General features: G+C 73.5%; 17 protein-coding genes. 11 read left to right on the top strand and 6 right to left on the bottom strand.

Annotated elements, in window-relative coordinates:
• The gene (locus ACZ4D5_RS01850) at positions 1–1,083 is read right to left on the bottom strand and encodes a mechanosensitive ion channel family protein (RefSeq protein WP_467770349.1); all 1,083 of its coding nucleotides are present in this window, start codon (positions 1,081–1,083) and stop codon (positions 1–3) included.
• 297 nt (positions 1,084–1,380) lie between these two features.
• Here ACZ4D5_RS01850 and ACZ4D5_RS01855 point away from each other — a divergent pair, with 297 nt between their 5' ends.
• Positions 1,381–1,917: an HNH endonuclease gene (locus ACZ4D5_RS01855; RefSeq protein ID WP_055555610.1), complete on the top strand. Its 537-nt coding sequence runs from the start codon at positions 1,381–1,383 to the stop codon at positions 1,915–1,917.
• Positions 1,918–1,979: 62 nt separating this feature from the next.
• Here ACZ4D5_RS01855 and ACZ4D5_RS01860 read toward each other — a convergent pair whose 3' ends face one another.
• Positions 1,980–4,976, bottom strand: coding sequence for a beta-N-acetylglucosaminidase domain-containing protein (locus ACZ4D5_RS01860; RefSeq protein WP_467770350.1), 2,997 nt, complete (start codon positions 4,974–4,976; stop codon positions 1,980–1,982).
• A gap of 443 nt (positions 4,977–5,419) precedes the next feature.
• Between ACZ4D5_RS01860 and ACZ4D5_RS01865 the strand changes: the two genes are divergently transcribed.
• From ACZ4D5_RS01865 to ACZ4D5_RS01875, 3 genes are read left to right on the top strand one after another with little or no spacing between them, the layout of a single operon-like run.
• A complete protein-coding gene (locus ACZ4D5_RS01865) occupies positions 5,420–5,656 on the top strand; it encodes a hypothetical protein (protein ID WP_055569296.1) in 237 nt (78 codons plus the stop codon).
• Positions 5,656–7,932 carry a 4-alpha-glucanotransferase gene (malQ, locus tag ACZ4D5_RS01870; RefSeq protein ID WP_467770351.1) on the top strand — a complete coding sequence of 759 codons (2,277 nt, stop codon included), beginning with the start codon at positions 5,656–5,658 and terminating at the stop codon, positions 7,930–7,932. The genes ACZ4D5_RS01865 and malQ overlap by 1 nt, the downstream gene beginning before the upstream one ends.
• 20 nt (positions 7,933–7,952) lie before the next feature.
• Entirely contained in the window at positions 7,953–8,192 is a 240-nt protein-coding gene (locus tag ACZ4D5_RS01875; protein ID WP_467770352.1) for a hypothetical protein, read from the top strand.
• An 82-nt stretch (positions 8,193–8,274) separates the two neighbouring features.
• On the opposite strand, the gene ACZ4D5_RS01880 is transcribed toward ACZ4D5_RS01875, so the two are convergent.
• Entirely contained in the window at positions 8,275–8,913 is a 639-nt protein-coding gene (locus ACZ4D5_RS01880) for a TetR/AcrR family transcriptional regulator (RefSeq protein ID WP_467770353.1), read from the bottom strand.
• A 99-nt stretch (positions 8,914–9,012) separates the two neighbouring features.
• Between ACZ4D5_RS01880 and ACZ4D5_RS01885 the strand changes: the two genes are divergently transcribed.
• From ACZ4D5_RS01885 to ACZ4D5_RS01895, 3 genes are all read left to right on the top strand, one after another.
• Positions 9,013–10,485: an FAD-dependent oxidoreductase gene (locus tag ACZ4D5_RS01885; RefSeq protein WP_467770354.1), complete on the top strand. Its 1,473-nt coding sequence runs from the start codon at positions 9,013–9,015 to the stop codon at positions 10,483–10,485.
• 130 nt (positions 10,486–10,615) lie between these two features.
• Positions 10,616–11,614, top strand: a complete 999-nt coding sequence (locus tag ACZ4D5_RS01890) for a DMT family transporter (protein WP_467770355.1) — start codon at positions 10,616–10,618, stop codon at positions 11,612–11,614.
• A gap of 20 nt (positions 11,615–11,634) precedes the next feature.
• Complete coding sequence (locus ACZ4D5_RS01895) at positions 11,635–12,546, top strand: LysR family transcriptional regulator (protein WP_467770356.1); 912 nt, start codon at positions 11,635–11,637, stop codon at positions 12,544–12,546.
• A 288-nt stretch (positions 12,547–12,834) separates the two neighbouring features.
• Here ACZ4D5_RS01895 and pepN read toward each other — a convergent pair whose 3' ends face one another.
• Positions 12,835–15,402, bottom strand: a complete 2,568-nt coding sequence (gene pepN, locus ACZ4D5_RS01900; protein WP_467770357.1) for an aminopeptidase N — start codon at positions 15,400–15,402, stop codon at positions 12,835–12,837.
• Positions 15,403–15,635: 233 nt separating this feature from the next.
• On the opposite strand from pepN, the gene ACZ4D5_RS01905 reads away from it, so the two are divergent.
• Entirely contained in the window at positions 15,636–16,913 is a 1,278-nt protein-coding gene (locus ACZ4D5_RS01905) for a flavin-dependent oxidoreductase (RefSeq protein WP_467770358.1), read from the top strand.
• A gap of 13 nt (positions 16,914–16,926) precedes the next feature.
• Here ACZ4D5_RS01905 and ACZ4D5_RS01910 read toward each other — a convergent pair whose 3' ends face one another.
• Positions 16,927–17,805 (bottom strand): LysR family transcriptional regulator, encoded by an 879-nt coding sequence (locus ACZ4D5_RS01910; protein WP_467770359.1) that lies wholly within the window; start codon positions 17,803–17,805, stop codon positions 16,927–16,929.
• Between the two features lie 97 nt (positions 17,806–17,902).
• Here ACZ4D5_RS01910 and ACZ4D5_RS01915 point away from each other — a divergent pair, with 97 nt between their 5' ends.
• Complete coding sequence (locus tag ACZ4D5_RS01915; RefSeq protein WP_467770360.1) at positions 17,903–19,102, top strand: MFS transporter; 1,200 nt, start codon at positions 17,903–17,905, stop codon at positions 19,100–19,102.
• 27 nt (positions 19,103–19,129) lie between these two features.
• Here the strand turns inward: ACZ4D5_RS01915 and ACZ4D5_RS01920 are convergent, their stop codons facing one another.
• Complete coding sequence (locus ACZ4D5_RS01920) at positions 19,130–20,170, bottom strand: aspartate-semialdehyde dehydrogenase (RefSeq protein WP_467771467.1); 1,041 nt, start codon at positions 20,168–20,170, stop codon at positions 19,130–19,132.
• 178 nt (positions 20,171–20,348) lie between these two features.
• Between ACZ4D5_RS01920 and ACZ4D5_RS01925 the strand changes: the two genes are divergently transcribed.
• Positions 20,349–20,882 (top strand): RNA polymerase sigma factor, encoded by a 534-nt coding sequence (locus ACZ4D5_RS01925; protein ID WP_467770361.1) that lies wholly within the window; start codon positions 20,349–20,351, stop codon positions 20,880–20,882.
• A gap of 1 nt (position 20,883) precedes the next feature.
• The gene (locus ACZ4D5_RS01930) at positions 20,884–21,639 is read left to right on the top strand and encodes a hypothetical protein (RefSeq protein ID WP_467770362.1); all 756 of its coding nucleotides are present in this window, start codon (positions 20,884–20,886) and stop codon (positions 21,637–21,639) included.
• The last annotated feature ends 63 nt before the right edge of the window (positions 21,640–21,702 follow it).

The following is a 21,702-nucleotide window of genomic DNA, read 5'->3' on the forward strand; positions in this document are numbered from 1 at the left end:
CTACGGCTTCGAAAGATTCGGCGGCGGTATCGGCGTCGTCGCCAGCGACTGCGGGGACGTCGCCGAGGCGTAGGCGGACGGGGCCGCCATGCCTGCCGTCGGGTCGGGGGACGACTCGTCGGCCGTCGGAAGCGGCAGGCCGCCCACGATGCGGATGCCCGCCTCGTCGAACGCCCGCTTGATGCGCCAGCGCAGCTCCCGCTCCACGCCCAGGGACTTGCCCGGCATGGTCTTGGCGGAGACCCGCACCACCATCGAGTCCAGGAGGACGCTGTCCAGGCCCAGGATCTCCACCGGACCCCACAGCCGCTCGTTCCACGGCTCTTCCTTGGCCATGGTCTCGCCGACCTCGGTCAGCGTCGCCTTCACCTTGTCCAGGTCCTCGTCCGGGCGGACCGTCACGTCGACGCCCGCCGTGGACCAGCCCTGGGAGAGGTTGCCGATGCGCTTGACCTCGCCGTTGCGGACGTACCAGATCTCGCCGTTGTCGCCGCGCAGCTTCGTCACGCGCAGGCCGACCTCGATCACCTCGCCGGAGGCGACGCCCGCGTCGATCGAGTCGCCCACGCCGTACTGGTCCTCAAGGATCATGAAGACGCCGGAGAGGAAGTCGGTGACGAGGTTGCGCGCGCCGAAACCGATCGCCACGCCCGCCACACCGGCGGAGGCCAGCAGCGGCGCCAGGTTGATGTCGAACGTGCCGAGGATCATGAGCGCGGCCGTGCCCAGGATCAGGAACGACGCCACCGAGCGCAGCACCGAGCCGATGGCCTGCGAGCGCTGGCGGCGGCGCTCGACGTTGACGAGCAGGCCGCCCAGGGCCGTGCCGTCGACCGCCGAGGCCGTGCGGTTCATGCGGTCTATCAGCTTGGTGATGGCCCGGCGGACCAGGACCCGCAGGACGACGGCTATGGCCACGATCAGCACGATCCGCAGACCGATGCCGAGCCACGTGGACCAGTTCTGCTCGACCCAGCTCGCCGCGTTCGTGGCGCTCTCCTGGGCGTCTTCCAGGGTCGGGGCCTTCGGCGTCGGCGTGTCGTCCGGGTCCGTTCCGGCTGCCGACAGGACGGACAAGAGCACGGCGGATACCTCCAGGTGTCGCGGCCTGCCCGGGTGAACTAGAGAGAACCGGGGGAACCGGGCAGACCCACCACACTAACGGGGCATCGTGTGTGGATCGTTGTCATGTTCGAGGGAGAGACGGTGCTCACCTGGGGAAGTAGGTAGTGACGTCTCCGCCGCGCGCCCGCTGTGGTCGAAAACACTTCAAGGCCGTTACGGGGACATGCTGGCGCTACGACCAGGCATGAGGGGAGACTGACTACAGATCGTCCCGGCGCGAGCCACGCGCCGCCGGCGTACAAGGAGGCATCCGCCGTGCCGCATGTCTTGGTCCTCAACGCGTCGTACGAGCCCCTCGGCGTCGTACCGCTCCGCCGCGCGCTCGTCCTCGTCCTGGAGAACAAGGCTCTCTGCCTCGAGGAATCCGGCGCCTTCATGCACAGCGCAACGCGCACCGTCCCCGCACCCAGCGTGGTCCGCCTCAAGCGGTTCGTCCGGGTCCCTTACAGGGGGCCCGTTCCTCTGACCAGGCGGGCGCTGTTCGCCCGCGACGGCGGTCGGTGCATGTACTGCGGTGGCGTCGCAACCAGCGTCGACCACGTCATCCCCAAGAGCCGAGGCGGCCAGCACGCCTGGGACAACGTGGTGGCTTCCTGCCGCCGCTGCAACCACGTCAAGGCCGACCGCCATCTGCTGGAGCTGGGGTGGCGCCTGCGGCACAAGCCCGCCCCTCCCTCGGGCCTCGCGTGGCGCATCATCGGGACCGGACATAGGGATCCGCGCTGGCTGCCGTACTTGCAGCCGTTCGGCGCGGAGGACGCGATGGCCCGGATCGACGGCATTTCTGCCTAGCACTCGATCCGGGCCTTTGTCGTATGTCGGTGCGTGGGGGCGTACGGACGCGTGGGCTGCTCTCAGTCCGCCACCGCGTACGCCTCCACGGACCACAGGGAGTAGCCGAAGCGCGTGGCCCGCTTGTCGCCCTGCACGCGGATGTAGCGGGTGTCACGCGCGTCCATGCGCACCGCCTCGCGCCCGCCCCTGCCGTCCCGCACGGTCGCGGCCGTGCGCCAGGTCTTTCCGTCGGACGAGGTCTGCACCCGGTAGCCCGCCGCGTACGCGTCCTGCCAGCGCAGCACGACCTGGCCGAGCCTGACCGGCTCCGCGAGCTCCACCTGCCACCACGCGCCGTCCTCCACCGGGGACGACCAGCGGGTCTCCGGGTCGCCGTCGAGCGCGGCCGACGCGGGGAAGTCCTCCGTCTCGTCGCCCGACGAGGACGCCTTCGCGCCGCGCGCGAGGTCCGGGCCCGCGGTGCGCGGGAAGGCGCGGACCGACACCGTGCGGGTCTCGTCGCCGAAGGTCACCGGGATCTCGTACGTCCCCGCGCGCGTGCCCGCGGGGACCGTGATGTCGAGGGGGACGTCGACCTGGGTGCCGCGCGGCAGCGTGGACCGGGCGGGGGCCTTCACCTGGATGCCCTTCGGGGCCTTCGCCCGGAGCTCTCCGCCAACGTCGCCGGGGCGCAGCGAGAGCAGCTTCGCGGTGACGCGGTGCGGGCCGCCGCCGATCTCCGCGTCGGCCTCGGTGCGGGCCAGCGAGAGGCGGGCCGCGGGGGAGTCGGCGAACCAGGGCACGAGGTGGCGGACGGTGCCGTCGGTGTGTGAGGCGCGGACGGCGTCGGCGCGCAGGGCCGTGCCGCCGGCCTTCGCGGTTTCCCCGCCGCCCGCCTTCGTGAGGTCGATCTCCGTGAAGCCGCTCTTGGCGAGGGCGCCGACGCGCCGCCAGCCCTCGCCGGGGACGTGCGCCTCGACGGCGCCCTCGGTGCCGGGGTCGGTCAGCGCCGTCACCGCGGCGAGCGGACGCGCACGGCCGAAGTCGGCCTCCGCGCCGTCCGAGGCCCGCTCACCGGTGGTCCCCGCCCAGGCCGCGTACGCCTTCTGCGCGCGCGTCAGGAACGGGTCGAGGACGCCCTCGCCGACGGTGACCCTGCTCGACCCCAGCTCCTGCCGCAGCCGCGCCAGGGTGCGCGAGGCCTGCCACGCGGCCGCGCCGTCGCCGCGGGCCTGGGCGCCCAGCATGTCCACCGCGCTCTCGCCGGCCCGGCCGTAGCGCGCCAACTGCTCGATCCAGGGCCGCACTTCGTCGTCGAGCGCGCTGCCGGACAGGCGCCCCGGCGCCTCGCGCATGACGGAGAAGGCGGCGCGCAGCCGCTTCGCCGCGCCGTCGATCCGTGCCCGGTCCGTCGTCGTGCGGGCCTCCCAGAGGTCGGCCATCAGCGGTCGCAGGTACGCCGACTCGTCGGCGCCGAGCACGGACGACGCGTCATTGCCCGCGAGGGCCCGCAGCGCGCCCCGCGCCTTCGCGTCGCCGCCCGCGAGGTCGTCGATGGCGGCGAGCCAGGACTCGTGGGGGCGGTAGGCGCGCGGGTTCCAGGCGTAGTCGGCGGCCGTGAACAAGGGGATGCGGGACGCGGACGGCTGCTCCATGGCGTTGCCCAGGAGGGCGGCCGAGCCGGTGGCGACGGCGGGCTCGCGGCCGGTGTAGGGGCCGAGGAAGATACGGTCCTGCGCGAAGTCGTTGACGGGGTAGTTGTCCATCGTGACCAGCGGGTGCGGGCCGAACGCCGCGCGGGCGCCCGCGAGTTCACGCCCGGTGATGGTCTTGGGGACCACGCCGACGCCCGTCCAGGCCACCTCGACACGGCGGTCCAGGTCGCGCGAGAGGGCCGCGCGGTACTCGGTCGAGCCGTCCTGGAAGTACTCGGTCGGCATCAGGGAGAGCGGCTCGGCGCCCGGGTGGCGCTCGGCGAGGTGCGCGGCGACGGCGCCCGCGACCTCGGCCTGCGCCTTCGCGGCGGCCTTCGGCCCGGACCCGAACGTCTCGGCGTCCTGCCCGCAGTGCCACTCGCTGTAGCTGACGTCCTGGAACTGCAGCTGGAAGGCGCGCACACCGAGCGCCCACATCGCGTCGATCTTGCGGATGAGGTCCCTGACGTCCTTCTTCGACGACATGCACATGGCCTGGCCGGGGGCGACGGCCCAGGCGAGCGTGATGTGGTTGGCCTTCGCGCGCTCGGCCAGGGCGCGGAAGTCGGCGCGCTGGTCGGCCGGGTAGGGCTCGCGCCAGCGGGCCTGGCGGTAGAGGTCGTCGCCGGGGGCGTAGAGGTAGCGGTTCTGCTTGGTCCGCCCCATGAAGTCCAGCTGCGCCAGGCGCTGTTCACGGGTCCAGGGGGTGCCGTAGAACCCCTCGGCCATGCCGCGCACGGCGGTGCCAGGCCAGTCCCTGATCCGTACGCCGGGGACGAGGCGGGCGCCCTTGGTCTTGCCGGTGATCTGCCGCAGGGTCTGCACGCCGTGGAAGAGGCCGTCCCTGCCGACCCCCGCGAGGGCGACGGTCTCCCGCCCGTCGACGCGGCCCACGGCCAGGCGGTAGCCGCCCGCGGGCAGGTCGGCGCGCTCGCCGGCGCCGAGGGAGCGCAGGGCCCGGTCGGCGCCGGCCCCTCCGGCGCGGACGACGAGGGTGCGTCCCTCGGGCGGCGGGGCGCCGTCGCGGACCTCGGTGATCCGCCGGGCGCCCGCGTCGCGCAGGAGGGCGCGAAGGGCTTCGAGGGCGTAGGGATCGGACTCGTCGGCGGTGGTCCTCGCGGGGTCCGCCGTGACCAGGACGACGTCGTCCCCCACGGTGACGGCGGATCCCGCGGCGTTCATCGACTGCGGGCGGGGCCACACGGGGGGCAGGCCGGAGTCGCTCCTGCGGTCGTCCCTGCTGTCGTCGTCCGGGGACGCGGCCGGGACACCGGGCCTGCCGGGCGCCCCCGGGGCGGCGAGGGCGCCGGGGGCACCGCCGAGCGCGCCCGCGATGACGGCGACCGCGATGGCGGCCGCGCCGTTCCTGCGCCGCAGCTGCACGGCCTCTCCTTGTGCCTGTCGTATCCGTCGTGCCTGTCGTGCCTGTCGTGCCTGACGTGCCAGTCGTGTCCGTCGTGCCTGACGTACCTGATGTCACGTGTGGCAGTGAGCCCACCACTGAGGTGGCAGGGGTGTCAACGGCGCCGGGTGGGGGGCGCGGGGTTTCTTCGCGGAACCTGCGCGATTCGGGGGTCCGCCGGGCTGTTCGGCGGCGCTCCCGGGGCGCTCCCGGGGCGCTCTCGGGCCGTTCCGTCGCGGCGGACATCTTCCCGGGTGCCGGGGCCCCGGAGAGCGATCTTCCGGAGCGGAGTGGGCCTCGAGGGGAACACCTCTCGTGTCGGGAACCAAATGTGACCAGGGACACGTTGAGGCAACGTATACGTCTGCGACCCCGCGCACTGGGTAGGGCTGCCGAGACCTGCCCCCTGAAAAGGAGCCCCGACGTGGCCGCTTCAGCGAACCTTCTGCTCTCCGCGCTCTCCAAACAGGTCTCCCACCCCGACTCGGGCCTCGACGGCTCCTGCTCCTGCGGCTGCATCGAGCCGCCCCTCACCAGCGAGCCCCCGCTCGCCGACGCCGCGCCGCTCACCAGCGAGCCGCCCCTCGCCGACGCCGCCCCGCTCACCAGCGAGCCCACCTCCACCGGCATGGCCTCGGGCCTGGACTTCATGGGGGTCTGATGCCCCTGACGCGGCTGGCCGCCTCGTACGGCGTGGCCACCTCCTACTCCCCCTCCCCGGGGCGCACCGTCCCCGCCGCCGACGCCGCGGTGATCGCGGCCCTCGCCGCCCTGGACGTGGACGCGAGCACCCCGGAGGCGGCCGGGGCCGCCCTGGCCGCGCGCGAGGCCGAGCTGGCCGCGCGCCTGCTGCCGCCGACGGTGGTGGCGTGGACGGACGACCCCCTGCCCCCGTCCTCACCGCTCGCGGGCCTGCCGCGCGGGACCCAGGTGCGGCTCGAACTGGAGGGCGGCGGGGTCAGGGAGTGGAGGGCGACCGGCGGCACGGCCGAGGGTGCGGACACCGGTACGGCCGAGGGCGCGGACACCGGTACGGCCGAGGGCGCGGACCCCGGCACGGCGGGCAACCGCGCAGCCGCGGACACCGAGCCGGACGCCGGGCGCCGGTCACCGCAAGGAGCGCGGCAACTCCCGCCGGGCATACGCCAGTTACCGCCGGGCATCCACCGGCTCCGCGTACGCACACCCGAAGGACGCGAGGCCGAGGCCCACCTCATCGCCGCCCCCCGCCGCGCGAGGACCCCCGCGCGCCGCACGCACGGCCTGCTCGTCCAGCTCTACTCCCTGCTCTCCCGCCGCTCCTGGGGCATGGGCGACCTCGGCGACCTGACCGAGCTCGCCGCCTGGTCGGGCCGCGATCTGAACGCCGGGTTCCTCCAGGTCAACCCGCTGCACGCCGCCGTGCCGAGCCCGCCGGGCGGCCAGGGCGACCCCTCCCCGTACCGCCCCTCGTCCCGTCGCTTCCCCGACCCCGTGCACCTGCGTGTCGAGGCGGTCCCCGAGTTCGCGTACCTGAGGGGAGAGGCCCGCGACCGCGTCGAGGCCCTGTGTCACCAGGCCGGGCGATTACGCGAATCGGTCCTGAGCAAGGGCGAGTTGATCGACCGCGACGCGGTCTGGGCGCTCAAGCGCGAGGCCCTGGAGCTGCTCCACGAAGTCCCCCTCGGCCCCGGCCGCAGCGCCGCCTACCACGCCTTTCTCGCCGAGCAGGGCACCGCCCTGGAGGACCACGCCACCTGGTCCGCCCTCGCCGAGGTCCACGGCCCGGACTGGCACTCCTGGCCCGCGCCGCTGCGCGACCCGGCCTCGCCGGAGACCGCCCGCGCCCGGCGCGAGCGCATGGACCGCGTCGACTTCCACAGCCGCACCGCCTGGCTCACCGACACCCAACTCGCCGCCGCCCAGCGCACCGCGCGCGAGGCGGGCATGGACATCGGCCTCGTGCACGACCTCGCGGTCGGCGTGCACCCCGGCGGCGCCGACGCCTGGGCCCAGCGGCGGCACTTCGCGCCGCGCACCACGGTCGGCGCCCCGCCGGACGCGTTCAACGCGCGCGGGCAGGACTGGGGCCTGCCGCCCTGGCGCCCCGACCGCCTCGCCGAGTCCGGGTACGCGCCCTACCGCGCCCTCCTGCGCGGCCTGTTGCGGCACGCGGGCGCGCTGCGCATCGACCACGTCATGGGCCTGTTCCGCCTCTGGTGGGTTCCCGAGGGCCACGACCCCACCGAGGGGACCTACGTCCACTACGACGCCGACGCGATGCTCGCCGTCCTCGTCCTGGAGGCGTCCCGTGCCGACGCGCTGGTGATCGGCGAGGACCTCGGCACCGTCGAGCCCGGCGTCCGCGAGCGGCTGCGCGAGCACGGCGTGCTCGGCACCTCGGTGCTCTGGTTCGAGCGGGACTGGGAGGGCACGGGCCGCCCGCTGCCCGCCGACGAGTGGCGCGCGGACTGCGTGGCCACCGCCACCACGCACGACCTGCCCCCGACCGCCGCCCGCCTCACCGGCGAGCACGTCCGACTCCGCCACGACCTGGGCCTGTTGGCCCGCCCCCTGGCGCAGGAGAGCGCCGAGGCCGCCGCCGACGTCCACGAGTGGCTGTGCCTGCTCTCCCGGCGCGGTCTGCTGCCCGGCGGCATGGGCTGCGAGGAGGACGAGATCCGCGCCCTGCACCGCTTCCTGCTGTCCACCCCGGCCCGCATGGTCGGCGTCTGGCTGCCGGACGCGGTGGGGGACCGCCGCCCGCAGAACCTGCCGGGCACCTGGGACCAGTACCCCAACTGGCGTCTGCCGATCGCCGACGCCTCCGGACGCCCCGTCACCCTGGAGGACCTCGCGGCGTCCCCGCGTCTGCACGCCCTCATGGCGGTGTTCCGCGAGGATCCCGTCACCAGGGAAAGGCCCCGTACGGCACCCCCGGGCGCGCACCCCGTTTAGGAGTTCGCTACGTTTGCACCGTGGACAAGAAGAACGCTCTGCGCGCCGGCGCCCTGGCCTCCGGCACGACGCTGATGATGCTGCTCATGTCGTCCCCCGCGAGCGCGCTCGTGCGCGACGACGGCGACGACCCGGGCCCGGGCCTGAGTGTCATCGACACGCTCGGCCTCTTTGTCGTGGCGCCCATCGTGCTGTTCCTGGTGATCGCGGGCCTCGTGATGGTCGGTGACAAGTCCCGCAAGCAGCAGAAGCAGGGCTGACGCCACCCGTCCGTCGACTTCTTCCGAGGGCTCGGTCCCGCAGCGTGCGTACGCGTTGCGGGACCGAGCCCTCGGCATGCGTTCATGAGCCCTTGAGCCGCTCCGCGCCTTCGGGCGGTACGGAGTCCTCCGGCCGCTCGGCCGTCAGATAGCGCTGGAGCGTCGGCGCCAGCCAGGCCGTGATCTCTTCGCGCGTCAGCGCGACCGTCGCCGGGAACCGCAGGACGTACCGCGTCAGCGCGAGGCCGAGCACCTGCGACGCGCAGAGCGCCGCCCGGGTGGGCGCCTCGGCGGGGTCGGGGCAGACCTCGCGCGCGACCGGCAGGATCTGCTCCTTGAAGACGCCCTGCATGCGTTCGGCGCCCGCCTGGTTGGTGATGCCCACGCGGAGCAGGGCGGTGAGCACTCCGTTGCCCTCCCAGATGTCGAGGAAGTGCGTCACGAGCGTCCGCCCGACGTCCGCCCGGGGGACCCGGGTGAAGTCCGAGAGCCGCAGGTCGACCGAGGTGGCCGCGGCGAAGAGCCCCTCCTTGCTGCCGTAGTAGCGCATGACCATCGACGGGTCGATCCGCGCGTCCTTGGCGATGGCGCGGATCGTCGCGCGCTCGTACCCGTCCGCGGCGAACCGCTCGCGGGCCGCGGCGAGGATGCCCGCGCGGGTGGCGTCGGAGCGGCGGGGCGGCGGGGCGGACGCCGGGGCGGCGGGGGCTCTTTCGGTCATGCCGACAAACGTAGGCCAACACCTGTTGACAGTCCATAGGCGCGGTTCTAGCTTGGCCAACAAGCGTTGACCAACAGGTGTTGGCATCAGGAGGCGGCCATGAACGGCACGACCGGAAGCACGGACATCAACAGCGGCGCGAGCGCCACGGACCGTTCGGTCGTGGTGGTCGGCGCGGGCCCCACCGGGCTGCTGCTCGCCGGGGACCTCGCCGCGGCGGGCGTCGCAGTGACCCTCGTGGAGAAGCGGGCGCACGGCATCAGCAACCTCTCGCGCGCGATGGTCGTGCACGCCCGCACCCTGGAACAGTTCGACGCGCGGGGCCTCGCCGACGAGCTGGAGGCCAAGGGGCGGCCGCTGCGGACGCTGCGCCTGTTCGAGCGGCTGACGATCGACCTGGAGAACCTCCCCTCGCGCTTCCGTCACCTCCTGGTCCTGCCGCAGTACGAGGTCGAACGGACCCTGGAGCGGCGCGCGGTCGAGGCGGGCGTGCGGTTCGTGTACGAGACCGAGGTGACCGGGCTCCGTCAGGACGCGGACGGCGTGACGCTCGAAGTCCGCGGCCCCGGCGGCGCTCCGGACGCGCTGCGCGCCGCCTACGTCGTCGGCGCCGACGGGCTGCACAGCGGCGTACGCGAGGCGATCGGCCTGCCCTTCCCCGGCAGGTCCGTGATCCGCTCGCTCGTCCTCGCCGACGTCAGGCTCGCCGAGCGGCCGGAGTCGCTGCTCACCGTCAGGGCCGCGGGCGACTCCTTCGCCTTCATCGCGCCCTTCGCCGACGGCTACCACCGCGTCATCGGCTGGAACCGCACCCGTGACGTCCCCGACAGCGAGCCGCTCGACCTCGACGAGGTCAAGGAGCTCGCCCGGCAGGCGCTCGGGCGCGACTACGGCATGCACGACCCCCGCTGGATGTCCCGCTTCCACAGCGACGAACGGCAGGCGCCCGCCTACCGCGTGGGCCGGGTCTTCCTCGCCGGGGACGCCGCGCACGTCCACTCCCCGGCCGGCGGCCAGGGCATGAACACGGGCCTGCAGGACGCCGCCAACCTGGGCTGGAAGCTGACCGCCGCCGTCAACGGCCGTGCGCCGCAAGGTCTGTTGGACAGTTACCAGGCCGAGCGGTATCCGGTCGGCAGGGCGGTGCTGCGCAGCAGCGGCGGGATGGTCAGGCTGGCGATGGCGAAGCGCCCGTGGACCTTCGCCGTGCGGGCCGTGCTGGCCTCCCTCGCCACGCATGTGGGCCCCGTGCGCGCCAAACTGCTCGGCCAGCTGACCGGGATCGGCTTCGGCTACCCGGCGCCCAGGGGCGCGCACCGTCTCGCCGGGCGCCGGATCCCCGATGTCGTACTCAAGGAGGGGCGGCTCTACGAGGCCCTGCGCGCGGGCGGGTTCGTGCTGATCTCCCCGGAGGGCGTGCAGCACGCCGCCGGGCGCGCGGTGGCCGCGCACTGGGCGAGCGGGCGCCGCACGACGGTCCTCGTGCGGCCCGACGGGTACGTGGCGTGGGCGGCGGAGGAGGCGGACGCGGGGGCGGTGGAGGCGGCGCTGGGGGAGTGGGGCATCGGCTAGAACTGTTCAGTTCACCTTAAAAGAGTCGGTGAAAAGTTTCGATGGACGTGATGGTTTGCGTGGTGCGACGGTTGTCCCGCACATGACCGAGACGCCCCGCTGAGCCGGGGAGACAGGCAAGGGATACCTCGTGACCGTCCTCGACCGGACCCCCACCCGCACCGCGCCGACCGAAGCGACCGCACCCGTCGCACCCGTCGCGCCCCTCGCGAAGGCGGGCGTCGCGCGCCCCATCGGCGTCGGCCTCGCCCTCGCGGCCCTCGCCACGGTCGTCTGGTCGGGCAGCTTCGTCACCGCCCGCGCCCTGCACGACACCGTGCCGCCCGTCCAGCACGCGTTCTGGCGCTGGATCATCGCCATCGCCGCGGTCGCGCCGTTCGCGGCGCGGGAGACCTGGCGGCAGCGGAGGCTGCTCCGCGAGCACCTCAAGTTCCTCCTCCTCGCCTCCCTGTTGGGCGTCACGGTCTACAACACCCTGGTGAACCAGGCGGGCATGACGACCACCGCGGGAAACATGGGCATGATCATGGCCGCGTCGCCCGTCCTGATGGCCGTCTACGAACGCCTCGGCGGCGCCAGGCTCGGCGCGCGGCGCGTGACCGGCATGCTCGTCGCCTGTGCCGGGGTGCTGCTCCTGGTCGGCAAGGGCTCGTTCGCCATGGACTTCTCGGTCGGCGACCTCTGGATCATCGCGGCGGCGCTGTCCTTCGGGTCGTACAGCGCGCTGCTCAAGCGCAAGCCGGCCCGGATCGGTGGACTCCCCTTCCTCTTCTCGACGTTCGTGCTCGGCGCGCTGATGCTGCTGCCGGTGTTCGTGGCCAGCTACGCGCTGCAGGGCGGCTTCGAGCCGACGGCAGGCACGGTCTCCCCGCTCCTCTACGTCGGTGTGGTGTCCTCGGCGGTCGCCTTCTTCGCCTGGAACAAGGCGGTCTCGATCATCGGCGCGGCGCGTGCCGGAGTCGTCTACTACCTCCAGCCGGTCTGCGTCGCGCTGCTCTCCTTCGCGCTGCTCGGCGAGGCGATGGGGTGGCTGCAGGTGCTGTGCATGGGGCTCATCCTGGGCGGGGTCGTGCTGGGCTCGGCCGCCCGCGCGAAGGAGGCGGGCCGCCCGTGGGATCCCTCCTCCTGACCACTCGGTACGTTGGGCTCATGAGCGAGTGGGACATCAAGAAGCTGCAGATCCTGCGTACGTTGAGCGAACGGGGCACCGTGACGGCGACGGCGCAGGCGCTGCAGATGACGCCGTCGGCGGTCTCGCAGCAGCTGTCCAACCTCGCCAAGCAGTTGGGGGTGCCGCTGCTGGAGGCGCACGGGCGGCGGGTGCGGCTCACGGATGCCGCGCATCTGGTGCTGCGGCACACCGAGGCGGTCTTCGCCCAACTGGAGCGGGCGGACGCGGAGTTGGCGGCGTATGCGCAGGGCGAGGCGGGGGAGGTGCGGGTCGGGGCGTTCTCGACGGCGGTGCCCGCGCTGGTCGTGCCTGCGGTGCGGGCGCTGCGGGCGGCGGCGCCGGGGATCTCCGTACGCGTACGAGAGGCCGAGGCGGCGGAGGCGTACGAGCTCCTTGCGGCGGGCGAGGTGGACGTGGCGCTGTCGCTCGCGGTGCAGGCGCCGGCGGCGTCGGACGCCGACACCCGCTTCACCAGGGAGTCGCTCCTGGCCGACCCGCTGGACGTGGCGCTGCCGGGGGACCACCGGCTGGCGTCGGCACAGGGGCTGCGCCTCGCCGACCTCGCGGGGGAGCCGTGGATCTTCGGCGGGAGCGGGCCCTGGTCGGAGATCACGCGGGCGGCGTGCGAAGGGGCGGGATTCACTCCGGAACAGGCCCACTCGGCCTCCGGCTGGACGGCGATCCTGGCGATGGTGGAGGCGGGGATGGGGGTGGCGCTGGTCCCGCGGATGGCGGCGGCGAGCCGTGACGGTGTGGTGATGCGGGAAGTGGCGGGCGACCACCCGACCCGCCACGTGATCGCGGCGGTCCGCCGCGGGGGTGCCGCGGGGGCGGCGGTCTCCCGGGTCCTCGCGGCACTCCGAGAGGCGGTCCCCGCGCGAGGGCGGTAACTGTTGCCCCCTGCGGCTGATCCGCCCCGGTCCCCGCGCTCCGCGCGGGTCTCCCCACCCACCCGCCCTTGCGTGAGGCATGGGTTGAGTGAAGGGGGGAGCAGGGGCAAGCCCCGTAAGGGGCGCGGGGAACTGCGCGAGCATCCCCCGTCCACCCGCACCCGAGAGTCCACCGGCCCGCCCCGTAAGGGGCGCGGGGAACTGCGCGACCGGCCCCCACCCACCCGCACGCCAAAAGACCACCAGGCCGGGCGGGGAGCCGAACCGTTCCCCCGCCCGGCCCGAGGGCTACGCGTCGGCGGCGCGAGCCCTGAGCGCCCGCTCCACGCCCGCCCGCGACTCCGTGATCAGACGCCGCAGCGCCGCGTTCGGCGAGGCCGAGGCGATCCACGCGTCCGTCGCGTCCAGCGTCGCCTGGGAGATCTGCAGCGAGGGGTACAGGCCGATCGCGATCTGCTGCGCCATCTCGTGGGAGCGCGAGTCCCACGCCCCCTTGATCGCCGCGAAGAACTTCTCCGTGTAGGGCGCGAGCAGTTCACGCTGGTCGGTCTGGACGAAGCCGCCGATCACCGCCTCCTGGATGGCGTTGGGCAGGGTGTCGGACTCGACGACCGACGCCCACGCCGCGGCCTTCGCCTCCTCCGTCGGCAGCGCCGCCCGCGCGGACGCCGCGTACCGCTCGCCCGCCGCCGTCTTGTCGCGCTCCAGTTCGGCCGCGATGCCCGCCTCGTCGAGCCGCCCCGTCGCCGCGAGCCGCACCACGAACGCCCAGCGCAGCTCCGTGTCGACCGCGAGGCCCTCCACCGACTCCGAGCCGTCCAACAGGGCTTCCAGCAGGGACAGTTCGGCGTCCGTGCGGGCCGTCGCCGCGAAGGCGCGGGCCCACGCCAGCTGGTGGTCGCTGCCCGGCTCCGCGGCCCGCAGGTGCTCCTGGGCCGCCTCCGTCCAGCGGGTCAGCGCCGCCTCCCGGCCCGCCGGGGCCGCGTACAGGTCGAGGGCCAGCTTCACCTGGCGGTGCAGCGACTGCACGACGCCGATGTCGGACTCCTTGGCGATGCCGGACAGGACGAGGTTCAGGTACTCCCTCGTGGGCAGCTCCGCGTCCCGCGTCATGTCCCACGCCGACGCCCAGCACAGCGCCCGCGGCAGCGACGCCTCGAAGTCGCCGATGTGGTCGGTGACGAACGCCAGCGACTCCGTGTCCAGGCGGACCTTCGCGTACGACAGGTCGTCGTCGTTGAGCAGGATCACCGCCGGGCGGTGCTTGCCCACCAGGGCGTCCACGGCGGTCAGTTCGCCGTCGACGTCCAGCTCCACGCGGTCCGTGCGGACCAGCTTGCCGGACGCGTCGTCCAGGTCGTAGAGGCCGATGGCGATGCGGTGCGGCCGCAGCGTCGGCTCGCCCTTGGCGCCCTCGGGCAGCGCGGGCGCCTCCTGCTTGACCGCGAAGGACGTGATGACGCCCCGCGTGTCGACGTCCACGACCGGGCGCAGGACGTTGATGCCCGCCGTCTCCAGCCATTTCTTCGACCAGGTCTTCAGATCCCGGCCGCTGGTCTCCTCCAGGGCGCCGAGCAGGTCCGACAGGCGCGTGTTGCCGAACGCGTGCCGCTTGAAGTACGCCTGCACGCCGCGGAAGAACTCGTCCTCGCCGACGTACGCGACGAGCTGCTTCAGGACGCTCGCGCCCTTGGCGTACGTGATGCCGTCGAAGTTGACCAGGACGTCGTCCAGGTCACGGATATCCGCCATGATCGGGTGCGTGGAGGGCAGTTGGTCCTGGCGGTAGGCCCACGTCTTCATGGAGTTGGCGAACGTCGTCCACGAGTGCGGCCACTTCGAGCCCGGCGCGTACGCCTGGCAGGCCGCCTCGGCGTAGGTGGCGAACGACTCGTTCAGCCACAGGTCGTTCCACCACTCCATGGTGACCAGGTCGCCGAACCACATGTGGGCCAGCTCGTGCAGGATCGTGGCGGCCCGCACCTCGTACGCGGCGTCGGTCACCTTCGAGCGGAACACGTACTGGTCGCGGATGGTCACCGCGCCCGCGTTCTCCATCGCGCCCGCGTTGAACTCCGGCACGAAGAGCTGGTCGTACTTCGGGAAGGGGTAGTTGTAGTCGAACTTCTCCTGGAACCAGTCGAAGCCCTGCCGGGTGACCTCGAAGATCGCGTCCGAGTCGAGGAACTCGGCGAGCGAGGGGCGGCAGTAGATGCCGAGCGGCACGGACTGGCCGTTCGGGCCTTCGTAGGTCGAGTGGACCGCGTGGTACGGGCCGACGATCAGGGCCGTGACGTACGTCGACATGCGCTGGGTCGGCTCGAAGGTCCAGACGTCGTCCTTCGGCTCGGGCGTCGGCGAGTTGGAGATCACCGTCCAGCCGCTCGGCGCCTTCACGGTGAACTGGAACGTGGCCTTCAGGTCCGGCTGTTCGAAGGAGGCGAAGACGCGGCGGGCGTCCGGCACCTCGAACTGCGTGTACAGGTAGGCCTGCTGGTCGACGGGGTCGACGAAGCGGTGCAGGCCCTCACCGGTGTTGGTGTACTCGCAGTCGGCGACGACCTTCAGTTCGTTGCGGCCGGCCAACAGGTGCCGGAGCGCGATGCGCGAGTCGCGGAACACCGCGCCGATCTCCAGCGCGTGGCCGTTCAGGACGACCTCGTGGACCGCGGGGGCCACCAGGTCGATGAACGTCTCGGCGCCCTCCTCGGCGGCGTCGAAGCGCACCGTCGTCACGGAGCGGTAGGTACCGCCCTCCTGCGCGCCGGAGAGGTCGAGATCGATCTCGTACGAGTCAACGGTGAGCAGCTTCGCACGCTGCTGCGCCTCTTCGCGGGTCAGATTGGTGCCGGGCACGCGGTCATCTCCTCGGGTGCGACTTGTGGTGTTTCCGGCCATCCTTCCATGCGGCCCCGGATGGCCGCCCGGGCCATTGTTCTCCCGCTGCCACGGGGCTACGCTCCGCGCGTTCGCACCGCTCCGGGCGGGCCGCCGACCACGGCCACAAGGACGGTCGGGGAGCACAGGGGGATGCGGGAGATGCCGGGATTCGTGGGGCCGGGCTCGACCGGGCGGGGCGTGCGGCGGTCATGATCGACGTACTGGTGGCGGGCGCGGGCATCGGCGGGCTGACCACGGCGCTCAGTCTGCACGCGGCGGGCATCGACTGCCGCGTGGTGGACGCCACCGACGAGCTGCGCCCCGTCGGCGTGGGGATCAACCTCCTGCCGCACGCGGTGCGGGAGTTGACCGAGCTGGGCCTCGGCCACGAGCTCGCGGCGACCGCCGTCGCCCCCGAGCAGATGGTCCACTTCGACCGGCACGGCAACCGCATCTGGGCCGAGCCGCGCGGCCTGGCCCTCGGCTACCACTGGCCGCAGTACTCCATCCACCGCGGCGCCCTGCAGCTGCTGCTGCTCGACGCGGTGCGCGACCGGCTCGGCGACCACGCGGTGCGCACCGGCACCGCCTTCGTGCGCCTGGCCGAGCGCGAGGGCTCCGCGCTGCGGGTGATCCTGCGGGACATGGGGCGCGCCAGGGAGTACGCGGTGCGGGTGCGGGCCCTGGTCGGGGCGGACGGGCTGCACTCGGCGGTGCGGGCCACGCTGCACCAGGGCGAGGGCCCGCCGCTGTGGAACGGCATCCGGATGTGGCGCGGCACCGTCGACTGGCAGCCGGTGCTCGGCGGGCGCACGGTCGCGGTCGCGGGCAGCAACGCCACCGCGAAGCTCGTCGTCTACCCGATCTCGCGGCCGGCCCAGGACCGCGGGCGCGCGCTGCTCAACTGGGTGGCGGAGGTGCGGTTCCCGCTGACCCACCACCACGGGATGGCCGGGCCCGCCGACTGGAACCGCTCGGGGCGGCTCTCCGACGTCCTCCCGTACTACGCGGGGTGGCGCATCGGCGACCTGGACGTCCCCGCCATGTTCGCGGCCACCCGGAACATCCTGGAGTACCCCATGGTCGACAGGGACCCGCTGCCCCGCTGGGGCCGCGGCCCGGTCACCCTGCTCGGCGACGCGGCGCACCCCATGTACCCGGTGGGCTCGAACGGCGGCTCCCAGGCGATCCTCGACGCCCGCGTCCTCGCCCGCTGCCTCGCGCACACCGCGCCGGACCGGGAGGCGGGCCTGCGGGCGTACGAGGAGGTGCGGCGCGAGCCGGTCAACGCGATCGTCCTCGCCAACCGCCACATGCCGGCGGACCGCATCCTCCAGGCGGTCGCTGAACGCGCCCCCGACGGCTTCGACCGCGTCGAGGACGTCCTGACCCCGGCCGAACTCGCCTCCCTGGACGAGGCCTACCGCAGGACGACGGGCGTGGACGTGGCGGAGCTGAACGGGCGGGGGTCCTGGGGGGTGGGGTGAGTGGCCCCCGGACTCACGTGACCGAGGCCACCTCCCGCGCGAACGCCCGGACCCGTTCCGTCTCCGCGTCGCGGTGCCAGACCATGCCGAGCACCGAGTCGGGGACGCCGTCGACCGGGACGTACACGACGTCCTCGCGGCCGTGGTACGAGGCCGTCGGGTGGCACAGGAGCATCGCGCCCCGGTCCGCGGCGACCAGGGTCAGGCCCTCCTGGAGCGTGCGGACCTCGGGGGCCCGCACGGGGGAGGGGGCGTGCGCCTTGCGCCAATAGGCGGGGGCCGGCGGGCCCGCCGAGATGAGCGGGGTGCGCTCCAGGTCGGCCGGGGTGAGCACCTCGCGCGCGGCCAGGGGGTGCCGCACGGAGACGGCGACGTTCTGCCGCTGGCGGGAGAAGACGGGGCCGAGGACGAGATCCGGCTCCTCGACCGGCAGCAGCACGATGCCCGCGTCCACGTCACCGCACCGCACCGCCCCGAACGGGTCGGCGAAGGGGATCTCCACGATCTCGGTGAGGCAGTCCGGGTGGTGCTCCTGGAAGGCCTCGATGGCCCGCATCAGACGGGCGTCCGCCGTCCCCTGGAAGCCGATCCGCAAGGTGCCGTCGACGCCCCGTGCGGCCGCCCTCGCCCGCTCGACGACCGAGGTCAACTCCGCGTAGGAAGGGCGTAGTTCGGCCAGAAAGCGCTCCCCGAGTGTGGTCAGCCGGACCCGGCGGCTCGTACGCTCCACCAGGCGCGCGCCGATCCGCCGCTCCAGAGCCGCGAGCAACTGGCTGACCCGGCTCTGCGAGACGTAAAGGCGCTCGCCGGCCCGCCCGAAGTGCAGCTCTTCGGCGAGCACCAGGAAGCACTCCAGCTCCCGGATCTCCAGTCCGTTCCCCGGTCCGTGCACGGCGCGCGTCCTTCTCCTGCGATCGATGAGTCTGGCTCATACAAGGATGAGATCTTCGGCGTTGTTCCCGGCCGGACACCCCCAGAGGGTGGATGCCATGTCTCAGAGCACACAACTCCCCACGCCCCAGGCCGCACCGGCGCGACCGCGCGGCCGCCTCGCCGTCGTCGCGGTGGCCGCGGCCACCTTCTCCGTCGTCACCACGGAGATGCTGCCCGTCGGACTCCTCACCTCCATGGGCTCGGGCCTGCACGTCTCCGACGGCACTGCGGGCCTCACCGTCACCCTGCCCGGCATGGTCGCGGCCCTCGCCGCCCTGCTGCTGCCCGTCGCGGTGCGCCGGGCGGACCGGCGCACCGTCCTGTGCGCGCTCATGGCGCTGCTCGCCGCCGCCAACGTGGCCTCCGCGCTCGCCCCCGCCTTCGGCGTCCTGCTCGTGGCCCGCGTCCTGGTCGGCGTCTGCATAGGCGGCGTATGGGCCATCGCGGCCGGGCTCGGCGTCCGCCTGGTCCGCGAGGAGTCCGCGGGCCGGGCCACCGCGGTGATCTTCAGCGGCATAGCGGTGGCGTCCGTGATCGGCGTGCCCGCGGGCACGCTCCTGGGCGAACTGGCGGGCTGGCGCTGGGGGTTCGTGGCCCTCGCCGTGCTCGCCCTCGCCGTCTCGGGGCTGCTCGCCGCGGTCCTGCCGAAGCTGCCCGCGAGCGAGGGCATCAGGCTCGGCGCGTTCGCCGGCCTGCTGCGCATCGGCAGGCTGCGGGCCGGGCTGCTCGCCGTCACGCTTCTGGTGACCGGCCACTTCGCCGCGTACACCTACGTCCGCCCCGTCCTGGAGCGCGTGCCCGGCATCGGCGCGGGCCTGATCAGCGGGCTGCTCCTCGCCTACGGAACGGCCGGGATCGTCGGCAACTTCGCGGGCGGTGCCGTCGCGGCCCGCGACCCGCGCAGGTCGCTGCTGGCCATCTGTGCGGGGCTCGCGGCCGTGATGCTCCTCATGGTGCCCGCGGGCGGCTCGCTCGCCGCGTCCGTGGCGCTGCTCGTGGCGTGGGGCCTCTCCTACGGAGGCGTGTCGGTCTCCGCGCAGAACTGGGTGATGGCCGCGGCTCCGCACGCCCGCGAGACGGCGTCGGCGCTCTTCGCGGGCGTGTTCAACGTGGCCATCGCGCTCGGCGCCTTCCTCGGCGGCCGGGTCGCGGACAGCAGCGGCCCCGGCGGCGCGCTGTGGCTCGGCGGCTCGCTCGCCGCCCTCGCGCTGGTGGCGGTGGCGTGCGCGAAGGGGACGGCCACCCGCGAAGGGTGACCGCCCCCGGCGTCGTACGAGAAGGCGTCAGCCCTTGAGGTCGGCCTTGAGGTCGGCCTTGAGCTCGGCCGCCACCAGCTCCGCGATCTGCACGGCGTTCAGCGCCGCGCCCTTGCGGAGGTTGTCGTCGGAGATGAAGAACGCCAGGCCGTTGTCGACCGTCTCGTCCTTGCGGATGCGGCCCACGAACGAGTCGTCCTTGCCCGCGGCGACCAGCGGCGTGGGCACCTCGGTGACGACGACGCCCTCGGCCGAGGAGAGGATCTCGGTGGCGCGCTCGGGGCTCAGCGGCCGCGCGAAGCGCGCGTTGACCTGGAGGGAGTGGCCGGTGAAGACCGGGACGCGCACGCACGTGCCGGAGACCTTCAGCTCGGGGATCTCCAGGATCTTGCGGGACTCGTGGCGGAGCTTCTGCTCCTCGTCCGTCTCGTTCAGGCCGTCGTCCACGACCGAGCCCGCCATCGGCAGGACGTTGTACGCGATCGGGGCGACGTACTTGTCCGGGGCGGGGAACTCGGCGGCCGAGCCGTCGTGCGTGAGCTTCGGGGCGTCCTCGCCGACCTTCTTGACCTGCTCGAAGAGCTCGTCCACACCGGCGAGGCCGGAGCCGGAGACCGCCTGGTAGGTGGCGACGACCAGCGCTTCGAGGCCCGCCTCGGCGTGCAGCGGCTTGAGGACCGGCATCGCGGCCATCGTCGTGCAGTTCGGGTTGGCGATGATGCCCTTGGGGCGGTTCTGAATCGCGTGCGGGTTCACCTCGGAGACGACGAGGGGGACCTCGGGGTCGCGGCGCCAGGCCGAGGAGTTGTCGATCACGACGGCGCCCTGCGAGGCGACCTTCTCGGCGAGGGCCTTGGAGGTGGCGCCACCGGCCGAGAAGAGGACGATGTCCAGGCCGGAGTAGTCGGCCGTGGAGGCGTCCTCGACCGTCACGCCGTCCAGGACCGAACCGGCGCTGCGGGCCGAGGCGAACAGGCGCAGCTCGTCGAGCGGGAACTTCCGCTCGGCGAGGATCTTGCGCATGACCGTGCCGACCTGACCGGTGGCTCCGACGATTCCGACCTTCACAGGGACTTCCTCCGTATGTGCGTGCGGCCTGGTGACCTCGGCCTGCGGTTGCTCCATGATGCGTCTGTCCAGGGCCGCGTTGTCCAATCCATTGTCCGAGGTGCGGGACGCCACATTCGTCCGAACGTTTCGGGCGCCCCCGGCGTCGTAGGGGAAACGCGGGGAGGGGAGGGGCACGTTGCTGCGCAGGAAGACGCGCCGTGCGCGGACGGGGGCCCAGGGAGCGGACCCGCTGGACGCGGCCCAGGAGGACCGGGTCAGGGCGGTGCTCGCGCTCGGGGGTGTGCCGCACGCCGATCTGCCGGACGGGGTGCAGCAGGTCAGGCTGAAGCTCCTGGAGCGGGCGGCCGACGGGCGCGAGGCCCCGCGTGACGTGTCCGCCTGGGCCGCCGTCGTCGCCTCCAACCTGGCCATGGACTGGCACCGGGCCCGGCGCAGGCAGGAGCGGCTCGGGGAGCGGCTCGCGGTGCTGTGGCGCGAGGCGAGCGACGAGGACGGGGCGGAGTCGCGGGTCACCTCGCTCGCCGTCGCGCAGGGCCTCGGGGAGCTGCCGGACGCCCAGCGGCAGGTGGTGGTCCTGCGGTTCTACGCGGATCTGCCGGTGCGGGCCATCGCGGACGAGCTGGGCATTCCGGAGGGCACGGTCAAGAGCAGACTGCACACGGCGGTACGGCTCCTGCGGGCGCGGCTGCACGAAGGGGAGGTGGTGTGAGGTGCCAGGGCAGGACAGGGGCTTCGACGCGCTGATGCTCGCGATCACGGACGAACCGGTGCCGGAGGAGGCGCTGCGCGACCCCGACTTCGCCGCCGCCCACGCCGTGGCCGTGGCGGACGTCACGCTGCTGAGGGAGCGGCTCGGCGCGGTGGGCGACGCGCTGGCGGCGGAGCCCGCGCCGCGGGAGCGGGCAGTCGTCCCGCTCCGGCCCGCGCGCTCGGCGGCCAGGCACCGCTTCGCGGTCGGCCTCGCCGCCGTCGCCGCGACGGTGGCGGCGCTCATGATCGGTGGTCTCGCCTGGCTCGCGGTGGACGCGGGGCAGGGCGTGAGCGGCGACGCGGACGCGGCGAAGGGCGCGGCGTCCGAGGCGCAGGGCGACGACGGCGGCGGCTCCGCGGCGGCGGATCTCACCCCGGAGGGCCTGGTCGCCTGCTCCCGCCTGATCGTGGAGGGCACGGTCACGGCGGTCGAGGCGGTGCCGGGCGCGGGGCGGGACAGGATCACGCTCGACGTGACGCGCTACTTCAAGCCCCGGAACGGCACCGGCACGCTCACCTTCCCCATGGCCCATGACGTGGACTCCCGCCTCAAGCCGGGCGACCACATCCTGATCACCATCGCCAAGGGCGAGGCGGAGCCGGACACCTGGGCCAGGAGCAAGGAGGACCGCGCCCACCTCCGCGCCATGATCACCAAGGCCCTGCCGGGCGCGAAGAAGATCCAGTGCGACGCGAGGCCGGGGGTGAAGCGGTGAAGGGCGCCGGACGGGCTCGGCAGAGCCCGTCCGGCGATCGGGGCGGGCGGGCAGGTCGCGCCG

The organism is Streptomyces sp. NPDC025651 (genome assembly GCF_055558735.1).